At 44.6% G+C, this 24,775-nt stretch carries 23 protein-coding genes and 1 pseudogene; 21 read left to right on the top strand and 3 right to left on the bottom strand.

What is annotated here, in order from left to right; genetic code table 11:
* Positions 1 to 27: 27 nt before the first annotated feature.
* From LPY66_RS17910 to LPY66_RS17880, 7 genes are all read left to right on the top strand, one after another.
* Complete coding sequence (locus LPY66_RS17910) at positions 28 to 657, top strand: GTP-binding protein (RefSeq protein WP_337985605.1); 630 nt, start codon at positions 28 to 30, stop codon at positions 655 to 657.
* Positions 647 to 1,054: a hypothetical protein gene (locus LPY66_RS17905; protein WP_337985604.1), complete on the top strand. Its 408-nt coding sequence runs from the start codon at positions 647 to 649 to the stop codon at positions 1,052 to 1,054. The genes LPY66_RS17910 and LPY66_RS17905 overlap by 11 nt, the downstream gene beginning before the upstream one ends.
* A 273-nt stretch (positions 1,055 to 1,327) precedes the next feature.
* Entirely contained in the window at positions 1,328 to 1,480 is a 153-nt protein-coding gene (locus LPY66_RS17900) for a DUF3102 domain-containing protein (RefSeq protein ID WP_337985603.1), read from the top strand.
* 248 nt (positions 1,481 to 1,728) lie between these two features.
* Complete coding sequence (locus LPY66_RS17895; protein WP_337985602.1) at positions 1,729 to 3,159, top strand: IS1182 family transposase; 1,431 nt, start codon at positions 1,729 to 1,731, stop codon at positions 3,157 to 3,159.
* A gap of 161 nt (positions 3,160 to 3,320) precedes the next feature.
* Positions 3,321 to 3,458: a hypothetical protein gene (locus tag LPY66_RS17890; protein WP_337985601.1), complete on the top strand. Its 138-nt coding sequence runs from the start codon at positions 3,321 to 3,323 to the stop codon at positions 3,456 to 3,458.
* 537 nt (positions 3,459 to 3,995) lie between these two features.
* Positions 3,996 to 5,378 carry an MATE family efflux transporter gene (locus LPY66_RS17885; RefSeq protein ID WP_337985600.1) on the top strand — a complete coding sequence of 461 codons (1,383 nt, stop codon included), beginning with the start codon at positions 3,996 to 3,998 and terminating at the stop codon, positions 5,376 to 5,378.
* Between the two features lie 199 nt (positions 5,379 to 5,577).
* Positions 5,578 to 5,889, top strand: coding sequence for a hypothetical protein (locus LPY66_RS17880; RefSeq protein WP_337985599.1), 312 nt, complete (start codon positions 5,578 to 5,580; stop codon positions 5,887 to 5,889).
* A 249-nt stretch (positions 5,890 to 6,138) separates the two neighbouring features.
* Here LPY66_RS17880 and LPY66_RS17875 read toward each other — a convergent pair.
* A pseudogene (locus LPY66_RS17875) lies at positions 6,139 to 6,594 on the bottom strand (ATP-binding cassette domain-containing protein); the annotation flags it as partial.
* Here LPY66_RS17875 and LPY66_RS17870 point away from each other — a divergent pair.
* From LPY66_RS17870 to LPY66_RS17850, 5 genes are all read left to right on the top strand, one after another.
* The gene (locus LPY66_RS17870) at positions 6,571 to 8,058 is read left to right on the top strand and encodes an FAD-dependent oxidoreductase (RefSeq protein WP_337988135.1); all 1,488 of its coding nucleotides are present in this window, start codon (positions 6,571 to 6,573) and stop codon (positions 8,056 to 8,058) included. The pseudogene LPY66_RS17875 and the gene LPY66_RS17870 overlap by 24 nt on opposite strands.
* Positions 8,039 to 8,179 (top strand): hypothetical protein, encoded by a 141-nt coding sequence (locus tag LPY66_RS17865; RefSeq protein ID WP_337985598.1) that lies wholly within the window; start codon positions 8,039 to 8,041, stop codon positions 8,177 to 8,179. Before LPY66_RS17870 ends, LPY66_RS17865 begins: the two co-directional genes overlap by 20 nt.
* Before the next feature lie 153 nt (positions 8,180 to 8,332).
* Positions 8,333 to 9,913 carry a spore germination protein gene (locus LPY66_RS17860; RefSeq protein WP_443112499.1) on the top strand — a complete coding sequence of 527 codons (1,581 nt, stop codon included), beginning with the start codon at positions 8,333 to 8,335 and terminating at the stop codon, positions 9,911 to 9,913.
* Complete coding sequence (locus LPY66_RS17855; protein ID WP_337988134.1) at positions 9,910 to 11,022, top strand: GerAB/ArcD/ProY family transporter; 1,113 nt, start codon at positions 9,910 to 9,912, stop codon at positions 11,020 to 11,022. Before LPY66_RS17860 ends, LPY66_RS17855 begins: the two co-directional genes overlap by 4 nt.
* Entirely contained in the window at positions 11,004 to 12,197 is a 1,194-nt protein-coding gene (locus LPY66_RS17850; RefSeq protein WP_337985596.1) for a Ger(x)C family spore germination protein, read from the top strand. The genes LPY66_RS17855 and LPY66_RS17850 overlap by 19 nt, the downstream gene beginning before the upstream one ends.
* 343 nt (positions 12,198 to 12,540) lie before the next feature.
* On the opposite strand, the gene LPY66_RS17845 is transcribed toward LPY66_RS17850, so the two are convergent.
* Both LPY66_RS17845 and LPY66_RS17840 read right to left on the bottom strand, forming a co-directional pair.
* Entirely contained in the window at positions 12,541 to 13,656 is a 1,116-nt protein-coding gene (locus tag LPY66_RS17845) for a uroporphyrinogen decarboxylase family protein (protein ID WP_337985595.1), read from the bottom strand.
* 305 nt (positions 13,657 to 13,961) lie between these two features.
* Positions 13,962 to 14,552, bottom strand: coding sequence for a Crp/Fnr family transcriptional regulator (locus LPY66_RS17840; protein ID WP_337985594.1), 591 nt, complete (start codon positions 14,550 to 14,552; stop codon positions 13,962 to 13,964).
* A gap of 212 nt (positions 14,553 to 14,764) precedes the next feature.
* On the opposite strand from LPY66_RS17840, the gene LPY66_RS17835 reads away from it, so the two are divergent.
* From LPY66_RS17835 to LPY66_RS17795, 9 genes are all read left to right on the top strand, one after another.
* Positions 14,765 to 17,239, top strand: coding sequence for a molybdopterin-dependent oxidoreductase (locus LPY66_RS17835; RefSeq protein ID WP_337985593.1), 2,475 nt, complete (start codon positions 14,765 to 14,767; stop codon positions 17,237 to 17,239).
* A gap of 14 nt (positions 17,240 to 17,253) precedes the next feature.
* On the top strand, positions 17,254 to 17,874 hold the full coding sequence (locus LPY66_RS17830) for a 4Fe-4S dicluster domain-containing protein (RefSeq protein ID WP_337985592.1): 621 nt from the start codon (positions 17,254 to 17,256) through the stop codon (positions 17,872 to 17,874).
* A gap of 22 nt (positions 17,875 to 17,896) precedes the next feature.
* Positions 17,897 to 19,057, top strand: coding sequence for an NrfD/PsrC family molybdoenzyme membrane anchor subunit (gene nrfD / locus LPY66_RS17825; protein WP_337985591.1), 1,161 nt, complete (start codon positions 17,897 to 17,899; stop codon positions 19,055 to 19,057).
* 222 nt (positions 19,058 to 19,279) lie between these two features.
* Positions 19,280 to 19,978, top strand: a complete 699-nt coding sequence (locus tag LPY66_RS17820; RefSeq protein WP_337985590.1) for a TorD/DmsD family molecular chaperone — start codon at positions 19,280 to 19,282, stop codon at positions 19,976 to 19,978.
* 87 nt (positions 19,979 to 20,065) lie between these two features.
* Positions 20,066 to 21,205 carry a 4Fe-4S binding protein gene (locus tag LPY66_RS17815; RefSeq protein ID WP_337985589.1) on the top strand — a complete coding sequence of 380 codons (1,140 nt, stop codon included), beginning with the start codon at positions 20,066 to 20,068 and terminating at the stop codon, positions 21,203 to 21,205.
* Positions 21,206 to 21,225: 20 nt separating this feature from the next.
* Complete coding sequence (locus LPY66_RS17810) at positions 21,226 to 22,569, top strand: 4Fe-4S binding protein (RefSeq protein ID WP_337985588.1); 1,344 nt, start codon at positions 21,226 to 21,228, stop codon at positions 22,567 to 22,569.
* A 245-nt stretch (positions 22,570 to 22,814) separates the two neighbouring features.
* On the top strand, positions 22,815 to 23,543 hold the full coding sequence (locus LPY66_RS17805; RefSeq protein WP_337985587.1) for a putative ABC transporter permease: 729 nt from the start codon (positions 22,815 to 22,817) through the stop codon (positions 23,541 to 23,543).
* A complete protein-coding gene (locus LPY66_RS17800; RefSeq protein ID WP_337985586.1) occupies positions 23,488 to 24,048 on the top strand; it encodes an HD domain-containing protein in 561 nt (186 codons plus the stop codon). The genes LPY66_RS17805 and LPY66_RS17800 overlap by 56 nt, the downstream gene beginning before the upstream one ends.
* A 45-nt stretch (positions 24,049 to 24,093) precedes the next feature.
* A complete protein-coding gene (locus LPY66_RS17795) occupies positions 24,094 to 24,720 on the top strand; it encodes a TetR/AcrR family transcriptional regulator (RefSeq protein ID WP_337985585.1) in 627 nt (208 codons plus the stop codon).
* Positions 24,721 to 24,775 lie beyond the last annotated feature (55 nt).

The following is a 24,775-nucleotide window of genomic DNA, read 5'->3' as shown; positions in this document are numbered from 1 at the left end:
TTACTGCTTGAACGAGATTAGGAGGGTATGAGCATTAAAGTCATAATTTTAGGTGGTTTTCTGGGTTCAGGTAAAACAAGTGTGTTGATCCAACTGGCTAAATTTTTAGTTGACTTCTCCCATGGCGGAGAAAACAAAATTGAAGTCGTTATTATTGAAAATGAAATCGGTTCGGTCGGCGTTGATAATCTGCTTTTAGACAGCGCGGAGCTAACTGTAAAGAATCTCTTTGCCGGCTGTGCTTGCTGTACATCCTCCGCCCAGCTGACGGATTCCATTCAGGCTATTGAAAAAGAGTTCAACCCGGAATGGATGATTATTGAGGCAACCGGTCTGGCAAACCCAGTGAAGATTAAAAAAACAGTCGAAGAAGAATTGGAATTAAAGGTGTCAACGATCGCGCTTGTTGATACCAAGCGCTGGTTTCGGCTTGTTGCGGCAATGGCGAACTTTGTTTCGGAACAGCTGCAGGATACAATCGCGGTATTGATCAATAAAATAGATTTAGTTGAAGCCGATGACGTAGAAAAGGTGACTGAAAGTATTCGGGGATATAACCCGGACGCTCAATGCTATCCCATATCGGCAGCAGGTGAGCTCCTAAATGAATTTTGGAAAGAATTATTGAAAAGGGCGGAGATAGAATATGGAGAATGACTATAACGTTCACCCGCGATTGGAATTCATAAATAATAAATCCATTGCTGAAGCGGATAAGGATGGGGTCATCGTGACGCATCATGAGGGTGCGGTCATATTTGCTGCCGAACGTGTGATAGCCCGGGAGTACACATGGGTGAAAGACACCTTGGAAAAAGAGTTGAAAGCACTTGCCGATGCGGTCGAAGACCAAGGCGGCTTAGTGGGGCATATCAAGGCATTCTTGACGGATCAGAGTAATTCGGCCATGTTGTCTGCCACGGATGGGAATGTTCAAATCAAAGAAACCCGGCACCCGAAAGTGATGGTCAATATCGCAGCGATCGTCTTTGTGAAGAATGAAGTCTTGCTTCATAAAAAGTTTGCTGATATGCTTATTAAGCTGGCTTCATAATTTTCTTTCCGGCGTTAATTGCAAACGTGATCTGTTGTATCTAAAAAAGAAGGATGGAATCCGCGGTGGATATTCGTAAAATAACTAACTACCCATAACCCCTTAGACTTCCTATAACTCGGATTACAGGTTGACTTTGCATCTACATAAGGAATCGGTTCCCCATCAGGTTTGATGGGGATTTTTTTATTTGAAATACGCTTATTAAAGCTCTCACCAACCGTAGCCCGTCTTCATATGCTGTCATTAAACGAATAATGAAGGGACGAACATATGGATAATTTAACTACCGAACGGACACCACTTATCATTGCGGCAGAAATAAATATGATAACCACCCAAACCAAAAAAATCCTGCTTGCCAGTGCCATTGAAATCGGCCGCCGTTTACAGGAAGCAAAGGATCTGGTTAAACAGGGGGAATAGGCGACTGATCAAGCTCTACGAGGAATATGGGCCTGGATTTTCCGATGGGTCCGACAGTTCAAAATCGACATCAAGGGTCTGTTGACAAAGGACCAGTACAACCCTAATTTAAAATTGGGTCATTTTGAAATCCACTAAGCAAGCTTAGTACAGTTCAAAAAGGGCAAATTTTAAAACGCCATCCATAGATCAAATTTACCCAAGAAGTATCACCCTCCAAAATGGTATAATTAAATAGGGTGATGACGATGATGACAGAACAAAAAAGCAGACAAAACCGAATGTTGTGCGTATTAATGGAAGACCTTGTACCTAAAGGACACTTTCTTCGGAAGCTGGATTCGGCAATAGATTTCAGCTTCATATATGAAATCATGAGGCCGGTGTACAGTGACATTGGGCGCCCATCAGTTGACCCGGTCATTTTAGTAAAAATGTTAATTATCGGCTATTTGTACGGGATAGATTCCGAACGAAAACTTGTGGAAGAGATTACAGTCAACATCGCCTATCGCTGGTTTCTCGGCCTTGATCTGGAAGACAAAGTTCCGGATCACTCCATCTTCTCCCAAAACCGCAAACGCAGGTTTAAGGATACAGAAGTGTTTCAGGAGATATTTAACACGGTGGTAAAAAAATGTGCTGAAGCTGGACTTATCGGCGGTGAATGTGTGGTTATGGATTCCACGCATATTAAAGCCAACGCCGCTAATGGCAATGCAGAGAAAGTGCTTCTCATGGAGGGGCCGAGTGAGTACTGGCAAAAACTAAATGACGAATATGGCCAGAACATCAGGCAAAAAAGCGAAGATGCTGACATGACTGTAACCGTAAAAAAAAAGGCCGTATCCGATCCTGAAGCAGGATGGATGCACAGACATCCCAAGCCTGCAGGCTTTCATTATCTTTGTCATCAAAGCTCGGATATTCAATATGGTATCATAACAGACGTGCATGTTACGCCAGGTGATGTCACAGATGCACCTTATTGTGTTGAACGTATAGCCTATCAGAAACAAACGTTGAAGCTTCCTTACCGCTGGGCTGGATTGGATAGCGGTTATGATACAGTGGCTGTACATCATGGCTTGCATAAACTCGGTATGAGAGGATATATCCATCTAAATAATGGGCATAATGCCAATTGGCGCAAAGAAAAAGGACTTTTTAGTATTGATGATTTTAAATATAACCCCCAAAACGACTGCTATATTTGTCCAAACGGCTGCACACTGAGATTCATAGGTGTGAGGAAGGTGCGCTATAGAGTTGGCAAGAACTATGTTACACGATCTGAGGATTGCAAATCTTGTCCCTTGAAAAGCCGCTGTATTAACGGAAAAGCGAATTACAAGGAAATTAGACGGGATTTCTATCAAGAGGATCAGGAACGTAATCACGCTTTGATTGGTACTGCTATCTACCGACACGTCATGCGGAAGCGTCAAGTAATCAGTGAAGGAAACTTTGCTTTGCAAAAACGATGTCACAACTTAAGGTTTACCCGAAAACGAGGCGTCTGGAAGGTTCAAGAACAATGCTTCTTTTCAGCGATGGCATTAAATCTTAAAAGACTAGTGAAATATGGGACAGCGCCGCTCTTGCCAGCTGTCCCATATCTTCTTCATGTTCTAGATTTTGTTCTATGCAGAAACCTTTGGTTGAGGACCGTTGGATAGGTATATATTTTTTTTTGCACCAGGTTTGTCAACAGACCCTCAATGTCGATTTTGACTTACACCCAAGCGCTTAAGGACAGGGATCAAGCCAATCGGGCAAGGAGCAGGCGCTTCAGGAAAAGAATCAGGCCCTACAGGTTTATAATACCCTTAAAAAGGGGTTGGAGACGATTGATAGTACAATCTCCGAATTAATCAACGAGCAGGCAAAGGCTTTGTCCATGCCAATGAGTCCGGAGAATATTCAGCTGGCTGAAGCGGTGACGGTGATGAACACGCTGATTGCCGGGGGGATATAAAAGGTCATTGATACAACAACCAATGACCTTTACGACCCGCCGTAAGTGTAGGCGGGCAGTTCCAGCATCACGATAAACAAGGGGGCGGGCTGACGGCGAGCAGAAGCTGCGGTTGGGGTCGCCCCCATCTCATTTTTTACCTATTCGCCGGTAATTTATTATATGAACTTTAGCTCTATATGACAGCATTTCAACTACGTTACTCTTTGGGATGTTCATAACGTATCAAGGGTCTTAATCGTAATTGCTTTTCCATGCTTCATCCTGTGTAATATGTTAGCTGAAAAGCCGTATTTAAAAATAAGCTGTTATTCCGTTATATTTTTATCGATTAAGGTTTTATAAAAAGGTCGATAACTGATGATAATAATCACCCTTTATTACAGTAACATACTTAAAATCTTGACTATTGGGGGTGGTAAATAATTGACAACTAGCAAGGATAATTATATTATATAGTTAGATTTAAAACTATAGTATATCTAACTAATATAACTAATAAAAACAAACACCATATTGATGAGAAGGAGAAACATCGTGAATCAAGAAAGAATCCAAATTTTAGATTCCATGTCCGTGTATAAAGCCATTTCTCGGCTTGCTCTACCGACTGTTCTAGGAATGGTCGTACAAATTCTCTATAACATTACGGATACATTTTTTATCGGTAAACTTAATGATCCCAATCAGTTAGCGGCAATTACGCTGGCAATGCCTATAACCATGCTGACCATGGCGATCAGCAGCATTATCGGTACCGGCGGCTCTGCCTACTTATCCAGAATGATCGGTGCAAACAATTTTGCGCAAGCCCAAAAGACGTTAAACGTTTCTATCTTGTATTGTGTTGCATTAGGTATATTCCTGACTATTATTTCGCTTCTTTTTCTCAAACCACTCGTGACGTTACTCGGTGCAAGTACCCATACCTTTTCCTATACCTATAATTTTTGCTTTATTATTCTGCTTTTTAGCGCCGTCATCATGCTGAATTTCAGTCTCGGTCAGCTCTTAAGGTCGGAAGGGGCTGTCAAAGAATCCTTAAATGGCATGCTCATCGGAACAGTTTTAAATATTGTATTGAATCCTGTATTTGTTCTAATCCTGGGTATGGGAATTGTCGGTTCGGCCATTGCCACCGTCATCGCTAATTTTATCGGAGTCATTTATTATCTTTGCTGTTACCGCAGTAAAAGCAAACAAAGTATGTTTGCCTTAGCCCCAAATAAGTTCTCTTTTGATAGAACGATTACCTTTCAAATGTTGTCAATTGGAATCCCGGCGGCTTTGGGGCAGATTCTGATGAGTGTCGGAAATATTGTCAGCAATAACTATGCTGCTGCTTATGGGGATCTTACTGTGGCTTCCATGGGGGTAGCTACACGGGCTTTCATTATCCCACTCTTTATTATTTTGGGAATCGCTATTGGGTGTCAGCCGCTCATGGGGTTTAGCTTCGGTGCAGGAAATTATACACGCTTAAAAGAAGTTGTGAACAAGGCAACGTTCTTATGTACGATCACAGGTCTTCTTTTCTTTGTTTTGTTTCTGCTCTTTTCTCGTCAGTCTATGATGTTTTTCAGCAGTAATAAAGAAGTAATTGAACTGGGAACGTTGATACTCCATGCGCTGATCCTTTCGCTTCCTTTTCTCGGTATCCAATTCACTATCACCACCGCTGTCCAATCCATGGGTAAAGTCGTTCCATCTTTGATTCTGTCAATCTCCAGACAAGGGCTATTGTATATCCCCGCAATATTAATTTTAACAAAGCTCTTTGGTTTTAAAGGTTTTATCTATTCCCAAGCTATTACAGACATTTTGATCATGATAATTTCGATTGGGGTTTGGGTAACGATTTTCAGAGGATTAAAGAAGACCAGTTCCGAACCGGAAACGGAAAGTTTGAGCATCGTTTGACGCAGATGATGCCATCCATTCAAGCGTTAGGGCTTGATTCATATTTCTGTAAATCAATAACATCCAAATACAAGTTAATTTATTTAACAAAAGCTAATAAATTCTTATTAATACCATTGACAACTGATTGGCACTGAAATGTCTTTCCCTTAGAGCTAGCTACCCCGATATCACCCCAATTTAGTAAACGGGATGGGATATGGCATCCGGAGAAGGGGAGGCCATTGTCAAGCAGGTAAATGAAAGTTTTGTGAATATCATAGCATCTTTTGAGGATATTGACAGATATATCGCCAATGAAAGTGGTATGGTTGAGAATACAACACTAATCTTTTCCCGGATTCGGCAGGAAATGGATAATATAGCAAGCATTTCGGAAGAACAATCGGCTTCAACTGAAGAATATTTGGCCATAGCAGCGGAACAAAATACCCAGATTGAGGATATTTATAGCTTGATGCAGGATATTAAAAAAGCAAGTGAAAATCTTCAGTCAGTATTGAAAAGATAGATTTATCCTTTAGGCAGTTGGGCCTTCAAGGTTTTTTCGTTACACCTTCCAGTGATAGTTGCTTAATTTATATACCTTAGTTAGACTTTCTATTCCGATAGAATTAGGCGGTGCCGCCAAACTTTGTAGTTTTGCGACACCGTCTTTATATTATTCGTTTCAATTAAATACTGGGCGTGATCGACAAAATCAGGTCAAATATAAACACGATGATAGTATCTTGCAAAATTCCGTTATTAATGTGTTGCTTTACGCAGCAGGTTCAAACTGGCTGTTGTAGAGGTCGGCATAGAAGCCACCCTGCGCAAGCAGTTCCTTGTGGTTGCCGTTTTCGATGATATCCCCATCCTTCATGACCAAAATCAAGTCGGCATTTTTGATAGTTGAAACCCGGTGGGCAATCACAAAGGATGTGCGGTCTTTCGTCAGCTTATCCATTGCCTCCTGAATAAGCAGTTCAGTACGGGTGTCTACCGAACTAGTCGCCTCGTCCAAAATCAACATGGGCGCATTTTGAATCATAGCTCTGGCAATGGTCACAAGCTGCTTTTGCCCCTGTGAAAGGTTTGCTTTATCGTTGAGTGGCGTGTCATATCCCTGCGGCAGCGTCTTGATAAAGTGATGAAGCCCAACCGCTTTGCAAGCGGCAACCACCTGTTCGTCTGTTACGTTTTACTTGCAATAGACAATATTTTCTTTGATAGTTCTGGCGCCGGCCCCGGAGGCATGACCTGCGCCTACTATTTGCGTCAGCAGGGGCACAGTGTGACGGTTATTGACAAAATGGAAAAAGCCGGCGGTGTCTTAAGATACGGAATCCCGCACTATCGCCTGCCGAAGTCAACTGTTGATCAATTGGTTGCTGCCCTTGAAGGGATGGGTATTCAGTTTAAAATGGGTGTCGAGGTGGGCAAAGATATCCAGATGGCCGACATCGAGTCTGAATATGACAGTGTTTATATCGGTACCGGCGCCTGGAAACAGCCCATACTCGGTATCGACGGCGAGAACCTAACCCAATTTGGCATGGATTTCCTCGTTGAAGTCAATAAATATCTCAAGAAGGCTGTGAATTTTGGCGACAACATTATCGTCTGCGGCGGCGGCTACGTTGCCATGGATGTTGCCCTGACGGCGAAACGTCTCGGGGCTAAAAACGTTACACTGGTGTGCCTGGAAAAGGCATGTGAGATGCCCGCTGCCAGAGAAGAAATTGAACGGGCAGTGGAAGAGGGCGTTGTCATCAGGAACTCCCTTGGTTTGTCAAAGGTCGTTGAGTCCGGTGGTAAGGTTGTTGGTCTTGAGACCAAGAAATGTGTCGCTGTCTTCAATAAGCAAGGACGCTTTGCTCCGACCTATGATGAGTGTATTACCGAAGTCATCCCAACCGACTATATCATCCTGGCGACCGGTCAAGCCGTGGGCACAGATTTCCTGGACGAGAAGCTTGCTTCTCAAATCAAATCGCCGCGGGGCTTGATCAACGTGGACACGAATACCTACAAAACAAGCATCAAAAACGTCTATGCGGGCGGCGATGCCGTAACCGGACCCGTTATTTGCATCAGCGCCATCAAAGCCGGTGGTATAGCTGCCAAGGTTATGAGCCGTGATCTCGGCTATAAAATCGAAAAGGCTAACCAGAGCGCACCGCTGTCAGTAGATTATACCAAGCTTCATGCGAAAAAGGCTGCTAAACTGAATGAACTTCCGGTCGGTGAGCGCTCGTTGGACAAAGAAGATGCCGCCTCCCTCACGAAGGATGAAGCCTTGGCTGAGGCGGGCCGATGCATGAACTGCGGCTGCTATGCCGTCAATGCCTCCGATATTTCACCGATGCTGATGGCCGTAGACGCCGATATTGTTACCACGCACAGGACGATCAAAGCCTCCGACTTCTTTACGCTAAAACTAAAAACCGATGATATCTTGGAAGCCGGTGAGTTGGTAAAGGAAATTAATATCAAGGATATGTCCGATTATACAACGCACTATGAAAAGCTTCGTATTCGGAATTCTATCGATTTCGCCATTGTAAGTCTCGCAACAGCTTATAAGATAGAGGACGACATCCTGGCTTCGCTTTCAATGGTGCTGGGAGGCGTGGCGCCTGTACCCTATAGGCTGAAAAATGTCGAAGAAATTTTAGTTGGACACACAGCTTACTGAGACGTTGATCCAGAAGGCTGTGGAATCAGGCATGGCGGATGTTATTCCGCTTGAAAAAAATACGTATAAAGTATCCCAGACCCGTGCATTAATTGAACGTTTTCTTATGAATATCAGTTAACGATTGAAGCATGTGAAGTAATCCTAAAAATATCGGGGATGTATAGCCGGAATTATGAAAGAGAATGGACTAAAAAGAGTCGTATTTGCCATACTAAAGGCAGAGCACATCATGGGGATGGACCGAAAAATGCGTCATGAGCTATTTAGTAAAATGTTTAGGATAAATAAAGTGAAGGGGAAACCTTTCCCGATGGAAAGCCCGGATAGGCCTTTGACGTCCTGCATGGAAGAAAACCGACAAATTTTGAATCATATTTTTAATAAGTGCTCGGATATTTCCGTGCGGGAATTTCAGCTGGATTATGACAAACGCATCGATGCCTTTATAATTTATTCTGATAGTCTATGCAAGCCGGAAATGATTAATGAAGCCATCCTAAAACCAATTATGCTGGAATTATATGTGAATAAGAAAGAACTGCTAGGAGACGTTCCGGGGATAATTCTGAAATATTTGCTGACCAATTATAAAGCAGGCACAATATCACGGATTTCTGAAGTAACGGACGCGGTAATGGAGGATAATCTTGTACTCATTATCGATGGATATCCGGTCGGGATTAAAACATCAGTGCAGGGTTACGATATCCGCCAAATTAATGAGCCGACGACCGAGCCGAACATCCGGGGTCCCAGGGACGGTTTTGTGGAGAATCTGGGAACCAACCTTAGTCTTCTGCGGCGCAGAATTAGGACCAACCGACTGAAAGCAGAAAGTCTCACTGTTGGGACATTGTCTAAAACGAAGATGTATGTTTGCTATATCGAGAGTATCGCCAATGAAAAGGTAATTCAGGAAGTTAAAGACCGTATCAGCAGGATCTCAATCGATAGTGTACTGGATAGCAGTTATGTGGAGGAACTCATTTCTGATCATCCGCTGACGCTTTTCCCGTTGGTGCAATATACCGAACGGCCGGACAGAGCGGCGGCGTCTCTGTTTGAAGGAAGGATCGCCATTATTGTCGATAATTCCCCCTCAGTCTTGATAGTCCCCTGCACCTTTATCACATTGATGCAGGCTTCCGAAGACTATTATTACAGCGCACTCTTTGCCTCTTTTGCCCGTTTGGGACGCTTTGTCGCCATCAATATCGCTCTGTTGGCGCCGGCCACAACGGTAGCTGCTTTTTCCATTAACCAGGCCATGATCCCGGTATCACTCTTGAACACGGTTGCCGGGGCCAGGGAAAATCTTCCGCTGCCGATTTCCCTGGAAATATTTTTAATGGAGCTGGTTTTTGAGCTTTTGCGGGAAGCCGGTGTGCGCCTGCCGCGGACTGTCGGTCAGGCCATCAGTACCGTCGGCGGTTTGGTTATCGGTCAGGCCGCTGTCGATGCCGGGATCGTCAGTCCAACGTCGGTGGTTGTGGTGGGCTTGACAGCAGTTGCTTCTTTTACCTTTCCGGATTACAATGTCGGGACTAGCATCCGGATCGCCCGGTTCGCGCTGATCATCATGGCCAGTGTTTTTGGAATTATCGGCATCATTTTTGGCTTAATGATCCTGCTTGCCCATCTTTGCAGCCTGCGTTCTTTCGGGATACCCTATTTATCCCCGATTGCCCCGTTGACACCGCGTGATCTGAAAGATACGTTTATCCGGGTACCCTGGTGGGCAATGCTGACCCGTCCCCGGTTTTTCGGCAGCAGAAAACCGCAGCGCAATTCAGATCAACAAATGCGGCAAAAACTCCAACCGCCAAAGCGTAAAAGGGGGGACACAAAATAAACAAAGAACGGATTTCAGGTACCCAGACCGCGATGTTGCTATTCATGGTGATCGCCCCTACCGCCATGCTATTTAATCCAGGACTCAGCGCCTCGACGGCGAAACAGTCTGCCTGGCTGGTTCCTTTCATTGGGGGCATATTTGCCTTTCCGGCGCTGTTGATTGCCGTCAAACTGGGGTTACGGTTTCCGCGGCTTACGTTTACGGAATATATGCCGCTCATTGCAGGGAAGTTTGGCGGCAAAATTCTGTCGGCTTTGTATACGCTATTTTTAGTAGCACTGAATATCATTATTGTCAGAGAGACTTCCGAATTATTAACCATGACTTCCTTGTTTGAGACGCCAATGATTGTGGTCAACCTATTTTTAGTCTTGATATGCGGGTATATATCGCAAAAAGGGATCGAGGTTATCGTGCGGATGAATCAGTTTATTCTGCCGCTATTTACCTTAGCCTATTTGCTGGCCTTTATCCTGCCGCTTCCGAAAGCCGATTCGGGCAATTTGCTGCCTTTACTGGAAGAGGGGATAACCCCGGTGATCCGGAATATCGGGATTCCGGCCCTGTATTACAGCGAGACTGCTGTCCTTCTCATGCTGATACCGTTTATCAATAAACCTCAGGAAACACTTAAAAAAGGTTCCTATGCGGTGATGGCCACTATTTTCTTTATGACGTTTGGTTCTCTGTCCGTACTTGTTATGATTGGTCCGGAAATGACCGGCAAAATGATTTTTCCGTTATGGTTCGTTGCTAAGGGGATTGAATACGGGAATTATATTCAACGTGTAGAAACGATACTGTTGCCCTTATGGCTGACAGGAATAATGATAAAGTCTTCTCTTTTTATAAATATTACCGTATTAGCAGCTACTCAGACGATCAGCAGGAAGCATCCTAAGTTAATCGCCGTGTTCATCGGCCTCGTTGTTTTCGGCGGAGCAACATTTGCCTTTCCCAATACGATGGTCTTATTGGAACTTTTAACAACATACTGGCCACCCTTAGCGGTTTTGTTTCAAATTATGTTGCCATTCCTGGTTCTTGTTCTGGCGGTGATCCGAAAAAAAGAAGGAGGCGTATCCTTTTGCAAGGAAGGGCAATAAAGTTTACCATCATATATGGCAAATTTCTTTTAGTTGCCATGCTTGTTCTTTGTTTATTTTTTTTCTCAGGCTGCTGGAGCAGGAATGAAGTAGAAGATTTAGCAATACTCACCGGAGGATGTTTGGATTATGTGACGGAAAACGGTCAGCCGATGTATAAAGGGGTTTGGCTAATACTTAAGGCGCCAAACGGTGAAACATCCGGCTCAAGCGGATCTTCCAGCCAGTCACCGGCTGATATCACGCTTCAGGGGGAAGGTGAAACCTTTCAGGATGCGTTAAATGATATGGACAAACAAATACCGCGTAAGCCAATCTATACGCATCATTTATTTATGATTTTTGGCGAATCAATAGCCAGGGAAGGATTGGTGAAGATCACAGAGGACTTTTTGCGCTATCCTGAGGTTAGGCCCAACGGATACCAATTTGTAACCAGAGGCAAGGCCGCACCATTCCTGGAAGCAAAGCCGCTAACTGTCTCCAATCTATATGTGCAGGCCAAGAAGCAGCAGGCGATTGCTCATATCACAGGGGTGTCAAGAGGGGTAACATCTCAGGAATTCTGTCAATGGCTTCTAAGCCCTGACCGGGATCCGGTATTGCCCCAGATGAAATGGAATGAAAAATCGCAAATCAATAGTTTAATCATAGAAGGTTTTGGTGTTTTCCGCAGTGACAAGTTAGTCGGCTGGCTGGAAAAAGATGAAGCGACAGGATATCTGCTGCTGACCGAAAATCTAAAAAATATCAGGATTCCGCTTAAGTTTGAGTTCGATAATCAAATAATGAGTTACTATATGGGCGGCTCCAAATACAAAATTAAAGCTGAAATGGTAAAGGGGAGGCTTTATTTTCAGATTACAGTCCAAACATTCGGTGTTTTCGCCGAAAACAATAATCTACACATTACTGCTCAAAACGTAGGTAGTATAGAAGCGGCTGTCGGAGAGAAAATTAAGTATCTGACCTTAAAAACGATAGCGAAAACCCAGGAACTTGACTCTGACTGCCTGGGTCTGATGCAATATCTGCACCGCCATAATCCCTCAGCCTGGCGAGAAATTAAGTCGGATTGGCGCAAAGCCTTCCGGGAAGCTGAGATTACCGTTGAAATCCAGCCTAAGATTGTATCGGAAGGGGCTTTAAAGCAGTCATTTGATCTGAAGAACTAAAACTTCTGAAAAGGCGGTGTTATAGTTGACTATTATATATTTTTTAATTCCTTAATTGTACTGAATTTAACGAAGTTAATTAGGAAGGTTTTATATTATGCGACCAGAAGCTTTGAATAGTGCCAGTTGAATAAATCATATTTACCACAATAATATCGGCATATAACAATTTCTCAGCAATTTTTTTCTCCATAGAAATCCTCCTTTGTTTAAACAATCAAACCGAACACGCAGAAGGGCGTGTAAAAATAGTTTAACCTCCAAAATCAAAGATCTTGGAGGTCGATGCACTTAACAATTAGCAGCCAACAGACGTTGCACCCAGCAACATGCGTCAAGTGAACTATTTACTGTAATTGATCCGGGATTGTTTATAAATTTCTTCCCGGAACGCCCGCGTCATGAGATTGATGCCGGTGAAATTCAAATAGGCGGAGTAGTTCAGCATCGAGGGTTTATCCGGCCGGCAGAATCTTTCGCAATAGGCCTTGGCGATCGCTCGCTGCTCGTCTTCAGAAGTCGTCTTAGGATCAAAGTCCGGAGGCATGACCCCGATCAGGATTTTATCCCCGTAACATTCATATAACTTCACGGTATCATTCATATGCTGAGGGCACCACATATCAAAGCCGGCGGCGATGTAGTTTTCGATTTGTTTCATATTATAGCCGCAGCTGTGAATTTCGATATATTTGCCTTTAGCATGGACGAAATCCACGATCTTTTTCATATAGGGCACAATCATTTCCTTGGCCAGCGCCGGGCTGAAGAAGGTGTCCTTCTGTGCGCCCCAGTCGTCATGCAGCGTGAAAAAATCAATCTCCGGGAAAAAGGTAATATATTTATCGATAAGGCGGATATAAAAATCCGAGAGTTTATCGAAGAATTCTTTAATTGCGTCTTGCTGCTCATCATCGGCCAGGGCTATGATGGCACCTTCAAAATCCATAAAAGAGATCAGCCGTTCAAAAAAACCGGTGAATAAGATAATGTAATACCCATACGGTCCGCTCAGGTAATCCTTATTGGTAATTTTGCAGCCTTCCCAATCCCAGCTGTCGATATCCGGCCAGACCACTTTGTCCATTAGTTCATTGGCGTCGGCAATAAAGGGCTTGCCGGGTCGAACCATACTTCCATTCGCTGAAGGGATGAATTCCCAGTCAATGCCGAAAAGGTCCTTCCCTCCCTGCGGATTATCGCCGCCGGGGCCGGCAAGGGCATCGAGAACCATAGCTCTGGCGATATTCTCCGGATTGATTCTTGGCGCAAAGGTCTTGAGTTCGGTGCCGAAGCTATTAAGGATCTGCCACATTGCTTTTCTTTCAAACAAGGCTTTCACAGCCTCTTTTCCTGTGGCAGGAGTATTGTAGACAGGGATCGGTTCAGGGTCGCCAAAAAAATCAGGATTTTCTGCAACGATTTTCAGCTCATTGGGGTCAAACTTGGGGATCGTCATCAAAAACACGCTCCTTTATTTGTAATGGTTTTGATTGCCTTAATACACTGAAGGATGTATATTGCACGTTTTGTGCCAAATAGGAAAAAGCCCTAATCGTATGATAGTGCTCATTTTTTTGAAAATAGTATTGTCGTTGACTTCAATTTTGAACGTTCGAATTTGCAACTTGTGATTTTGACACAAAAAGAAAAAGCCTTTTGATAGAATAATAGCTATTTGTTCTACCATAAGGTTTTATTTATTCATGGATGAATTTATGCCCCGGGCTCATGGATGAGAGAAGCGGCGATTGTTTCAAGAAGCTATTGTTTGTGTAACTGGTTAATGACTTTGATGGCTCGCGTGACGGTTACCCTGTTCAGGTCAGAAAGCAGTGCCAAATCTTCATGGGTAAGATACGACGGGTCGATGCCTGCTTCCTTTAAGAAATCAAGAACATAGCGTATTTTATCTTCACTGTTAGAAATCTGCATCTGCAGCAAGTGGTTCAGGCTTTTATGAAAGCGGTCGGACAGACTTCTCAGGACTGTCTTTGAGAACTCCGGACTTTGCTGGAAGAAAGTCTCGAATACTTCTGCAGGAAACATACAGAGTCCGACATTTGTCAGAGAAAGCATATAGCCGGTTTGGGAGTTGTTTTCCTGAAATAAGCTGTACGCACCCAGCAAATCACCGGCTTTAAGTAGCTCCGCACTCTTTTGTCGGCCGTCCTCTAAAAGAAAAAGTGAAATCACGACCCCTTCATTGATGATCGCCACTTGTTTTGTAGAATGGTCAAATAAAAGCTCTTGTTTGGGCTTTAATGATAAACGGAAACACGCTTTGCATAGCCTGTTGCGAAAATCTTCTTGTAGGTTGCAGCAAAATCCGTTATTATGACAATTTTGGTTCACAGCACCCATCCTTCCAGTTGGTTCATTTTTGAATGATATCCGAAAATGTAGCCTGGACTACATTCATCCGTATGGGATACTACTGAAAACCAGCACGGAATCAATGTAGAATAGAATCGAATGGATACTAAATTTCACAAATGGTACTTATGTTCTATTTTATCGCTTAATTGAACAAACGTCAAAATTCAAGGTGAGGAGGTTTATCATTTATGACTGAAAAGGATCACCTATCTGAGGAAAAAATCATCTTCAACAAAGATTTCAGCAGAAGAAATTTCCTTAAAGGGTCCGCGGCCGCTTTCGCAGTGACCGGGGTCGCACTTGCCAGTCCGGGAAACACAGTGATGCAGGCTTTAGCGGCAGGGGAACAGACAGGCGGTACAGCAGCGGCGGGAGAGACTCTCTACGCTGGGGCTTGTCGCGGTAATTGTGGCGGCGGCTGTTTTTTGAATATTCATGTACGTGATGGCAAGGTCGTGCAAACCTCGATGCGTGAACTGCCTAATCCCGAGTACAACCGCATCTGCGTCAAAGGGTTGACCCATATGCAGAGAATTTATCATCCCGATCGCTTGAAGTACCCCATGAAAAGGGCGGGTAAACGTGGTGAAGGAAAATGGGAGCGCATCAGCTGGGATGAAGCAATCAACACGATTGCCGACAAATGGAAAGAATACACTGCGCAATACGGAAAGCAGGCGTTTAGTATTGCCTGGGGATCAGGCAGCTATGGATCCGTGAGCGGCCAGGGGATGGGCTGTGCAACCAACCGCTTACTGAATGTCACCGGCGCATCCAATATTTCCATGACGGTGGATGCGGCGCACGGATTCACTGCGGGGAATGCCGTTGGCTGGGGACCGAACTTTACTTTAAATGAGAGTACGGATTTTAAGAATGCCAATAATATTTTTATCTGGGGCTCCAATCCGATTATTTCCCAGATTCATAATGCGCATTTCCTGCTCGAAGCAAAAGAAAAGGGAACCAAGCTGGTCGTCATTGACCCCACGTACAACATTATGGCTTCCAAGGCGGATGTTTTTGTCCCGGTACGTCCCGGGTCGGACGGGGCATTGGCTCTGGGGATGATGAACATCATTGTTCGTGAAAAATGGACCGATGAAGCATTTATGAAAGCATCAACGGTTGCACCTTTCCTCGTTAAAGACAGCGACGGTAAATACCTGCGCTTGAGCGACCTAGGAAAAGCAACGGCTGGGACGCCAACCGATGGGATCATCGTCCGCGATGCTGCTGGTAAAATTGGGTCCGCGACGGAAATCACTGATCCGGTGCTGGAAGGCAGCTTTGAGATCAACGGCATAAAGGTAAAAACAGCGTACAGCCTGCTTCTGGAACGAATTGCTGAATATCCTCCGGAAAAAGCCGCGGAGATCTGCAATATACCCATTGCGCAGCTTGAAGAAGTCACCCGGATGTATGCGGCGAATAAACCTTCGACTATTTATTCCTTCTTTGGAATCGATCATTACGTCAACGGTCATTGGAGTCTGTTTGCGATGTATGCGCTGGCCATGATTACGGGTAATATGTGCAAACCCGGAGCTTCCGTCGGGATGGGAGAGAACCTTGGCTTCCATTTCATTAACCTTCTGGGGAGTCTTTACCCGGCAGGAGCGACAGGTCCATCCATGACACTGGTGACCACGGAAATGGGCCGCGTCATGAGTGAACAGAAATATGGCAATAAGCCTGCTGTCATTAAAGGAATCTACCTGACCCATACCAACCTGATTGGCAACCAGGCTGAAAGAAACTATACTCTTGAATGGCTCAACAAGATGGATTTCATCGTTGTGGCGGATATGAATATGAACGAAACCTCTTTGTATGCCGATATTCTGTTGCCGGTCGCTCACTGGTTCGAGGTAGATGATCTCTTCGTCAATTACAGTACGCATCCCTATGTGCTGCTGCAGGAGAAAGCCATCGAGCCGTTATACGAATGCAAATCTGACTATCAGATTATCAAGATGATTGCTGAAAAGCTAGGCTATGGTGCTGCCTTCAATATGACTGAAAAAGAATATATGCAGTTGCTCTTGGACGGTGCTGCAGCCAAAGCACTGAACATCAGTTTCGAAGGTCTATTGGAAAAGAAAGCACTCAGAACCTATCCCGGCGAAACCTTCATTGCCAATGAAAGCGGTGTCTTTGGAACCGCAACCGGTAGAGCTCAATTCTATAATGAGACTCCGATGCCTAATCAGAATTATGATCAGCAGTTCGATGCCGCCAAGGATCGCCTGCCGTATTGGGAAAAACCCAATGAAGCCTGGTATGACTTGCCGGTACGCAGCAAATATCCGTTTACGATCATCTCCGATCACTCACGCTACCGTACGCATACACAGTGGTGGGATGTGCCGGCCCTGCTGGAGCTCGATCCGGAGCCGTTTGTGAAAATCAACGCACAAGATGCGGCCAAATACGGCATTAAGACTGGGGATAAAGTAAAAATCTTCAATGATCGCGGCTATGTCGTCATGAAAGCGCATCTCAACAACGGCGTTCAGCCAGGTGTGTTGACGGCACCAAAAGGTTGGGAAAAACAACAGTATATCGACGGACATTTTTCTAATTTGACATCGCATGTTGTCAATCAGATTTGTGCCAACAGCGCCTTCTTTGACGTTGCTGTCGCGATCGAAAAACTATAGAGGAGGAATGAATCATGCGTTATGGAATGGCAATTGATTTGAAACGCTGCATTGGCTGTCATACCTGCTCTGTAGCGTGCAAAATGGCGAATAATCTGCCAAATGAACTTTGGTGGAACCGGATTCTGACTGTGGGTGGTGAAGCGATTGACACGATGGCGGGCACTTACCCAAATAATAAAATGCACTTTTTGCCGCTGAACTGTCAGCATTGTGAAAACCCTGCCTGTGTCAAAGCCTGTCCGGTAGGAGCAACGTATAAGCGGGAAGAAGACGGCATTGTCGTCCAGGACTATGATAAATGTATTGGCTGCCGTTACTGTATGGTTGCCTGCCCGTACAGCGGTGTCCGCCAGTTTAACTGGAAGAAACCGGAGTATCACGTTGACTTTGAACTTGGCGATGCTTCGGCGACACCGCATCAATACAACACGGTTGAAAAATGTACCTTCTGTGCCAACCGTCTGGCCGAAGGCAAGAAACCGGCCTGTATGGTGTTATGTCCCGGCCGTGCCCGATACTACGGTGACCTTGATGATCCGACAAGCGAAGTGAGTAAAGCGATCCAAGGACGTAACATCATTCATTTGTTAGAAGAAAAAGGCACCAAGCCTTCGATCTTCTATTTAACTTAAGTAAGGAGGTGCGAATAGGAAAATGCAAACAAACACAGCAATAACAAGCAATACCGGCAAGACCGCTTCGTCCAACCTGTGGTTGATTATTTTCGCAGTGGTTGCCGTGATCGGGATGATATGCTGGGGAGTGCAACTTGGTAAGGGACTCCAGATGACGAACCTCGGTGTTACCAATATGTGGGGCCTTTATATTGTTGGCTTCATGATTTTTACCGGCGTAGCCGCCGGCAGTCTGCTTTTCGCTTCTGTCCCGTATTTGTTTAATCTGACCGGATTCAAGCCTTACAGCAAAATTGCCTCCTATCTGGGCGCTGTCTCCAGTATTATTGCGGCATCGTTGTTCATCATTGTGGATATCGGTAACCCGGAACGGGTCTGGTTATTTATTACCAGCGGCAATCTCTCCTCGCCAATGTTTTGGGACTTTATCATGCTGCTGGCGTATATGGTCATTTCGGTCATCTTTACGCGTATGCTGATTCTTGCTGCTGAGGGCAAAGCAGATGAGAAATCCCTGAAACCCATTGCGCTGGTTGCATTTATCGCAGGGATTCTTGTTACGGTCACGTCGTTCGTCTTTTGTTTTCAGATTGCGAGACCGATGTGGAATAATCCCGTGCAGCCGCTGTCCTTCCTGATCGCTGCCTTAGTCCTGTCCTTGGCAGTACTGGTCATTTTGGCTTCTGTCCTGAATAAAACAGGCTACATCAAGATGCCCGTCGAAATGCTGACCAAAATGGGCAGGCTGATGGGAATCTTATTATGCGCAGAATTGGTGATTGCTCTGGCCGAAGTCCTTGTCGGCCTGTATCCCGGCAGCGGTGAACATTATCAAGCTGCATTGTGGTTGGCCGCAGGCAAAGGCGCTCCAGGTTTCTGGCTGGAACTCATTACCCTGCTTGCAGCAATCCTTCTGGTGCTGAAGAAAGGTCCGGTCAAAGCACAGACCCTGCTGGCCGGTGCAATCATCGCATTGATTGCTATCTTCCTGGTCAAGAATAATCTGTTGCAAGCCCAATTGTTTAACCCGTTGCTTACCTACCCCGGACCTCCGATGGTTGGCAGTGTTTCCGGTCCGTATTTCCCCTCTCTTGTGGAAATCGGATTGTCACTTGGCATTATCGCCTTGGGCTGTTTACTTTTAAACCTTGGGTTGCGAATACTGAAGCTCGGGGAGTAAATTCGAATTTGTAAACATTCCGATTGTAAATATTTATCGGATAGCGATCATCGTTTGTGGAACTTTGTAGCAGTTGTATCGGAGAAAATATTGTGCCGGCAATCGAAAATCGGCACAATATTTTTGACTGTGCCAATAATTTATGACGGTGAAGCTTATTGTATAATGATTGTAAGAGCATTGTAGGACAAGATACAGATTGAAAAGAATTGGGGAGTAACCATGCAAAATAGTCCGGAATTGGAATTGCGAGAAGCTTTGGCGGCTTCGGATCTTTATCAGCTGTTAGCGATGTTTTTCCGCTTGCCATCGGAGGAACTTGCTATGGGTTTATTGGACGGCAGTTTGGCTGACGATGTGGCCGCCATTTTCCGCGAGCTCGGATTTAAGGATTCAGAACTTCAGAATATCGCAGACAGACTGGCAACTTGCCAAAAGTCCTCAGCCGATCTAAAAACACTAGTAACTGAAATGCGCCAGGAATATACCCGGCTGTTTTACCACCCTAAAAGGCCTGTCCTTGATATTTACGAAACCATGTTTCTCTATCGTCCGGAGGAAAAAAGCCAAGCCAAACCAAGCCTTTTTATCAGCCCGGCAGCACTCGACGCCGAACGGTGTTACAAAAAAGCTGGACTTCAGAAATCCGCGCAGGTGAATGAACCGGGGGACCATCTGGCCACAGAAATGGAATTTATGATGTACCTGTATCTGAAGCAAGCCACTGCACTGCAGGCGAACGATCAGGAAGAACTGGCCAGGAGGACTGTCGAAATTCAAGAATTTCACCACGTGCATCTGCAGAAGTGGGCTGTTTCATTCTTTGAGCACTGCGGATCTCTAACCCACAGTACTGTCTACCGTCTCTTCAGTGAGATCGGCAGTCTGTATCTAAAGAAAGTGCTCGCTGATTCTGAGTAAAGAAAAAAAGAGAAGAAGAGAGTATTAAAGCCTTACGAGAATGGTGCAAAAGATATTCCGAAAAAGCGAACGGAATGGGGGGAGAATATGCTATTCGCAAAAGGCCATATGCTAAAAATAGAAGAAGAAAAGTGTATGAATCAGTTATATTCTGGGGTGGAGTGCACACATTGTGTCAATCATTGCCCGGCTGAAGCGATACTGATACTCGATAGCCATGTCTATATCGATAAAGACCTTTGCAATGGCTGCGGTTTATGCCTGAGTGATTGTCCAACCCAGGTTTTTACCTCTGCGCAATGGGATGAAACATCGATCGTCCGCGATATCGATGAAGAAGGCTGGAAAACGACAGAGTTCTTTTGCGGCAGGCATACTGCTCCATATCAAAGAGAAAAGGACAGAGACCGCGGCGCCATACAGCTTCCGGTCTGTCTAAGCAGTGTCTCTAAAGGCGCCTGGTTCGAAATCGGTCTGAAAACCGCTGTGGAAAACCATCTGGATCAATGCCAAGGCTGTCCGATGGCCAAAACTATCTCAAGCCTGGAATTTAAGGTGAGAACAGCCGTTGAATGGCTCGAATCGATAGGCCATAGGCCGAAATTTAATTTTCTGCACCAGGGTAATGATGTCAAGAAAAAGAGAAGCCTTGAAGCCATTGAAAGCGGTCAAAAAGTTACATCCCGACGTGATCTGTTTCTGGCTTTGACCCAAAAGGTCCGTCAAACCAATGAAAAAGCCAAAGGCTGTGCTTTGGATACAGTTCAGGAGAAACGCGGCACATACCTGACGGATTGGCAGAAACGGCTTGCGGATATCTTCTCGGCGAATACGATTGAAGGTTCTCCTCCTGCATATTGGCCAAGTATTATCATCAGTAACGTGTGTGTGCAGTGTGGGATGTGCGCAAAATTTTGTCCTTCCGGGGCTTTGAAAATAACCGTTGAAAATGGGATTTGCACGTATTCTTTTACCAGCGGACTCTGTCTGGATTGTCGGATCTGTCAGCTTTCCTGTCCATCCCAAGCAATTCAGAAAGATCGAATCTGCGTGTCAAAGCCCTTTTTGGCAGAAACAGTTCAAATATCACCGGTCATCACATGCCGACGCTGTTCCAGAGTCACCTTTGATCATCCTGAAAAACTTTGCTATTGGTGCAGGGAGGAAACAAGCATTGCCGACAGTTTTCATGAAACGTGTAAGAAATTGCTGTTGGATGCATTGTAGACGATTAGGGCATGAAGAACATGGGAAACGAAATGAATAAATATAAGCTGCAGAAATCAATATGGATTGGGATTGCGTTAGTGCTGCTCATTGCCGCTTCAATATACCAGCATTTTGCCAGCAATCAGGACACTCTGGATGTGTTGCGGCAAGGAGAGCTGGCTGCTGCGGCCTATGAAAATCTTCCAGGCGGAGCCAATACCTTCAAACTGTTCGACGCTGGTCAGGCATTGTTGGGATACGGTGTTATTTCTTCCGCTTCCGGGTACGGTGGAAAGATCACAGTACTAAGTATTGTTGATGTCGGTGGAATACTTCAAAAAGCGGTTATCATTGCGCATAATGAAACACCGCTCTATTTAAACAAAGTTCAGAATGCCGGGCTGTTGGAGAAAATATCCGGCAGAAGCATCGCCCAAGGGTATGCGGACATCGACGCTGTTTCCGGTGCTACGGTAACCACCCGAGGCATCGTCAAAGCAGTCCAAAAAGGGACCGGCCAGTTAGGCAATGAACAATTTGGTCTGAATATTCCGCTTGAGAACACAATCAACTTGGGATGGCAGGATTTTGTGGCACTTGCGCTGATGGTTCTTGCATTTGCCGGGTCAGCACTGAAATTAAAAAAACTCCGATCCTGGGTATTGCTCGTCTCCGTTATTTTTATTGGGTTTGTTTTGAATGCCTCACTAACCTACAGCAACTATGTCAATCTGATTTCAGGAAACCTGCCGAACTTTTTAGAACGGCCGGTCTGGTATCTGATGGTGCCCGGGATTCTGCTGGTTACAGTTCTATGGGGAAAAAACGTTTACTGTTCGTGGCTTTGCCCCTTTGGGGCAGTCCAGGAAGGGATATTTCGGGGTCTCAACTTATGGACGTTTACTCCTTCCCAAAAGATCCAATCTATGAGCAGAAGCTATCGTTGGCCGATACTCTGGTTTGTGGCGATGATCACGTTGATAGGGAATCATCCTGGGGCAGCGAGCTATGAACCGTTTTCCGTTTTTTTTGACGGCAGAGGCAATTGGGCACAGTGGGCCATCATGGGGATTGTTGTTATCATGTCGATTACCTTGTTGCGGTTTTGGTGCAGAAATTTCTGCCCGGTTGGCACTATTCTGGATTATGCTACACAGTTGAAGCATAGGTTGGTCGGACTTCAAATAGGAAAGAACGAAGTGATTAATCAAGTGCCAATGCGAACAGCGGAACAGGCAGGTTGTTCGGAACACCAACCGTGTGAATCTTGCTCGAAGGCAAAAAGAACGAAAATGACCGCTCAGGACAAGGGCTATATACTCATTGTCTCAGCGATAAATATACTAATAATTATTTCCCTTCTGATGAACTTCCGGTTGTAGAGTTTGATATTCCTCATAAAATAGTATCAAATGCGTAAAGAAGGTGAAACTATCGTTAAAGTTGTGGACGATAGTTCTGGGAGGATTCAAATTTCCTTCCAAGAGAATAATAATTTTATTAATCATGAAATGGCGATGATTGAAAAAATTGACAACAACTATATGACACATTACAATTAGTACGAACGTTTGAATTATTCTTTAATTCTTAGAGGGAGAATGTTAGAGAAAAGAGGTGCAGTAAAATGGCAGTTGGCTTAGACTTAATTTTATATTTTTCTCTCTATTCCTTTGCAGGTTGGGTATTGGAAACGATGTTTGCCAGTCTGGAGCAAAAGAAGTTTGTCAACAGGGGGTTTTTGAACGGATGTTTTTGCCCGATTTATGGCTTTGGTGCGGTAATGATCATCTTATTATCAAAGTGGGCTGACCCATTATTTCCGGATAAAGCACTATACCTTGCCATATACCTGCTGTTTATTGTGTTCCTGGTAACGGTTCTGGAATTTGTTACGGGATATTTGCTGGAAAAGATCTTTCACTGCAAATGGTGGGATTATAGTAACTATCCGGATAATCTGTGCGGATACGTTTCACTCCGATTTTCACTGCTATGGGGAGTGCTGGCTTTCTTACTTATAAAAATTGTTCAGCCGGAAGTTTCGGCTACGGCTGCATGGATACCGACTGAGTTCAAAGGGTATCTCGTTTTGGTCTTAGCGGCGTATTTCCTTATCGATACGACAAAAACGGTGATTGATACCCTGGATCTGAGGGAAGTGGTCTTAAATTATGCGAATGTCCCGATCAATCATTATCGTAAAATAATTTATCATAATAAACGTTTCTTTTTTGCTTTTCCGCGCTTGCTGATTTTGAATGCAGGCAGCATCAACCACGATATCAGGAGTATCTTGAATGAGCGGTTTAACAAAATTAAGCTGGAACTCAAAAACCGGTTCCAATCATTTTGATCACTATCTGGAATGTGTCGGCGACTTAATCCGGAATGATCAGCTTTACACAATGGCCGACTATCTCCAGCATGGAAACACCACCTGTCTCGAGCATAGTTTTTATGTGTCTTTCTTGAGCTATCGACTCTGCAAGGCTTGGGGGTTTGACTACCGTTCCGCAGCCCGGGGCGGACTTCTGCATGATTTTTTCTTATATGACTGGCATAAGCAAAAGCCCGATTCGGGTTTGCATGGGTTAGTTCACCCGCGGATCGCGTTGAAAAATGCTAAAAAATACTTTCGCTTGAATCCTGCCGAGGAAGATATTATTCTCAAACATATGTGGCCACTGACAATTGTCCCGCCGGCCTGTAAGGAAGCGTTGCTGGTATCCGTGATTGATAAGTACTGTACGGGGATGGAGGTTATTGGTTCTGTCTCCATGATTGCCCGGATGATGTCAGAAATCCACAGTCGAACGATATTTGACCCCGGTATACCTGAGACAGTATATTTGATATAGTAAGGATTTGAAGGGATGCAGTTGTAGATTAAGAGGTGCAATACGATGATGAACGGAAATGGAAAAAAACGAATGGAACCGATGGCCGTAGTGGCAGGTAGTGATAAGGATAACCGGCAAGCCCAAAGGATCCTGAATGCCGCGTTAAGCTGCATTGCTGTCAAGGGATATGCAGAAGCATCCTTAAGAGATATCGCAGATGAAGCGGGAGTTGCCTTAAGCCAGTTAAACTATTATTTTAAAAATAAAGAAGGCCTTTTTAACCAGGTTGTCAAAACACTATCGGTACAATACTTACGTGAAATTGAGTCCGTAATCCAAGGCGGCAAATCAAAAAAGGAGCGGATACATTATTTGGTCACGTATTTTCAGCAAATGCTGAGTACAAAACCAGAGCTGTTTAAACTTCTCTTTGATTTAAGCAGTAAGGCAATATGGTCCGAGTCCTTACGTTCATTATTGACGAATCTTTTTAACGACATGACCCGAATTATTGAAAGGCTGATATTCAAGCAGGAGGATTCTGAAAGACCATTGCCATTAAACCAAGAGCCGGCGGTTTTAGCCAGAGTATTGCTGGGAACTGTTTTGGGTACTTCTATTCAGGCGATGCTAGCCAAAGGTCAGGACGACGTGATGGATTCGTTGACTGCGATTCAGGGACTGTTTTAACTTAAAGGCATTAGACATATTATTGCTTACCAATATAAATACCCCCGTTTAAATT

Origin of the sequence: Dehalobacter sp. DCM, from assembly GCF_024972775.1 — a bacterium.
GTDB lineage: Bacteria > Bacillota > Desulfitobacteriia > Desulfitobacteriales > Syntrophobotulaceae > Dehalobacter.
This window is presented reverse-complemented; position numbering and strand designations above follow the sequence as displayed.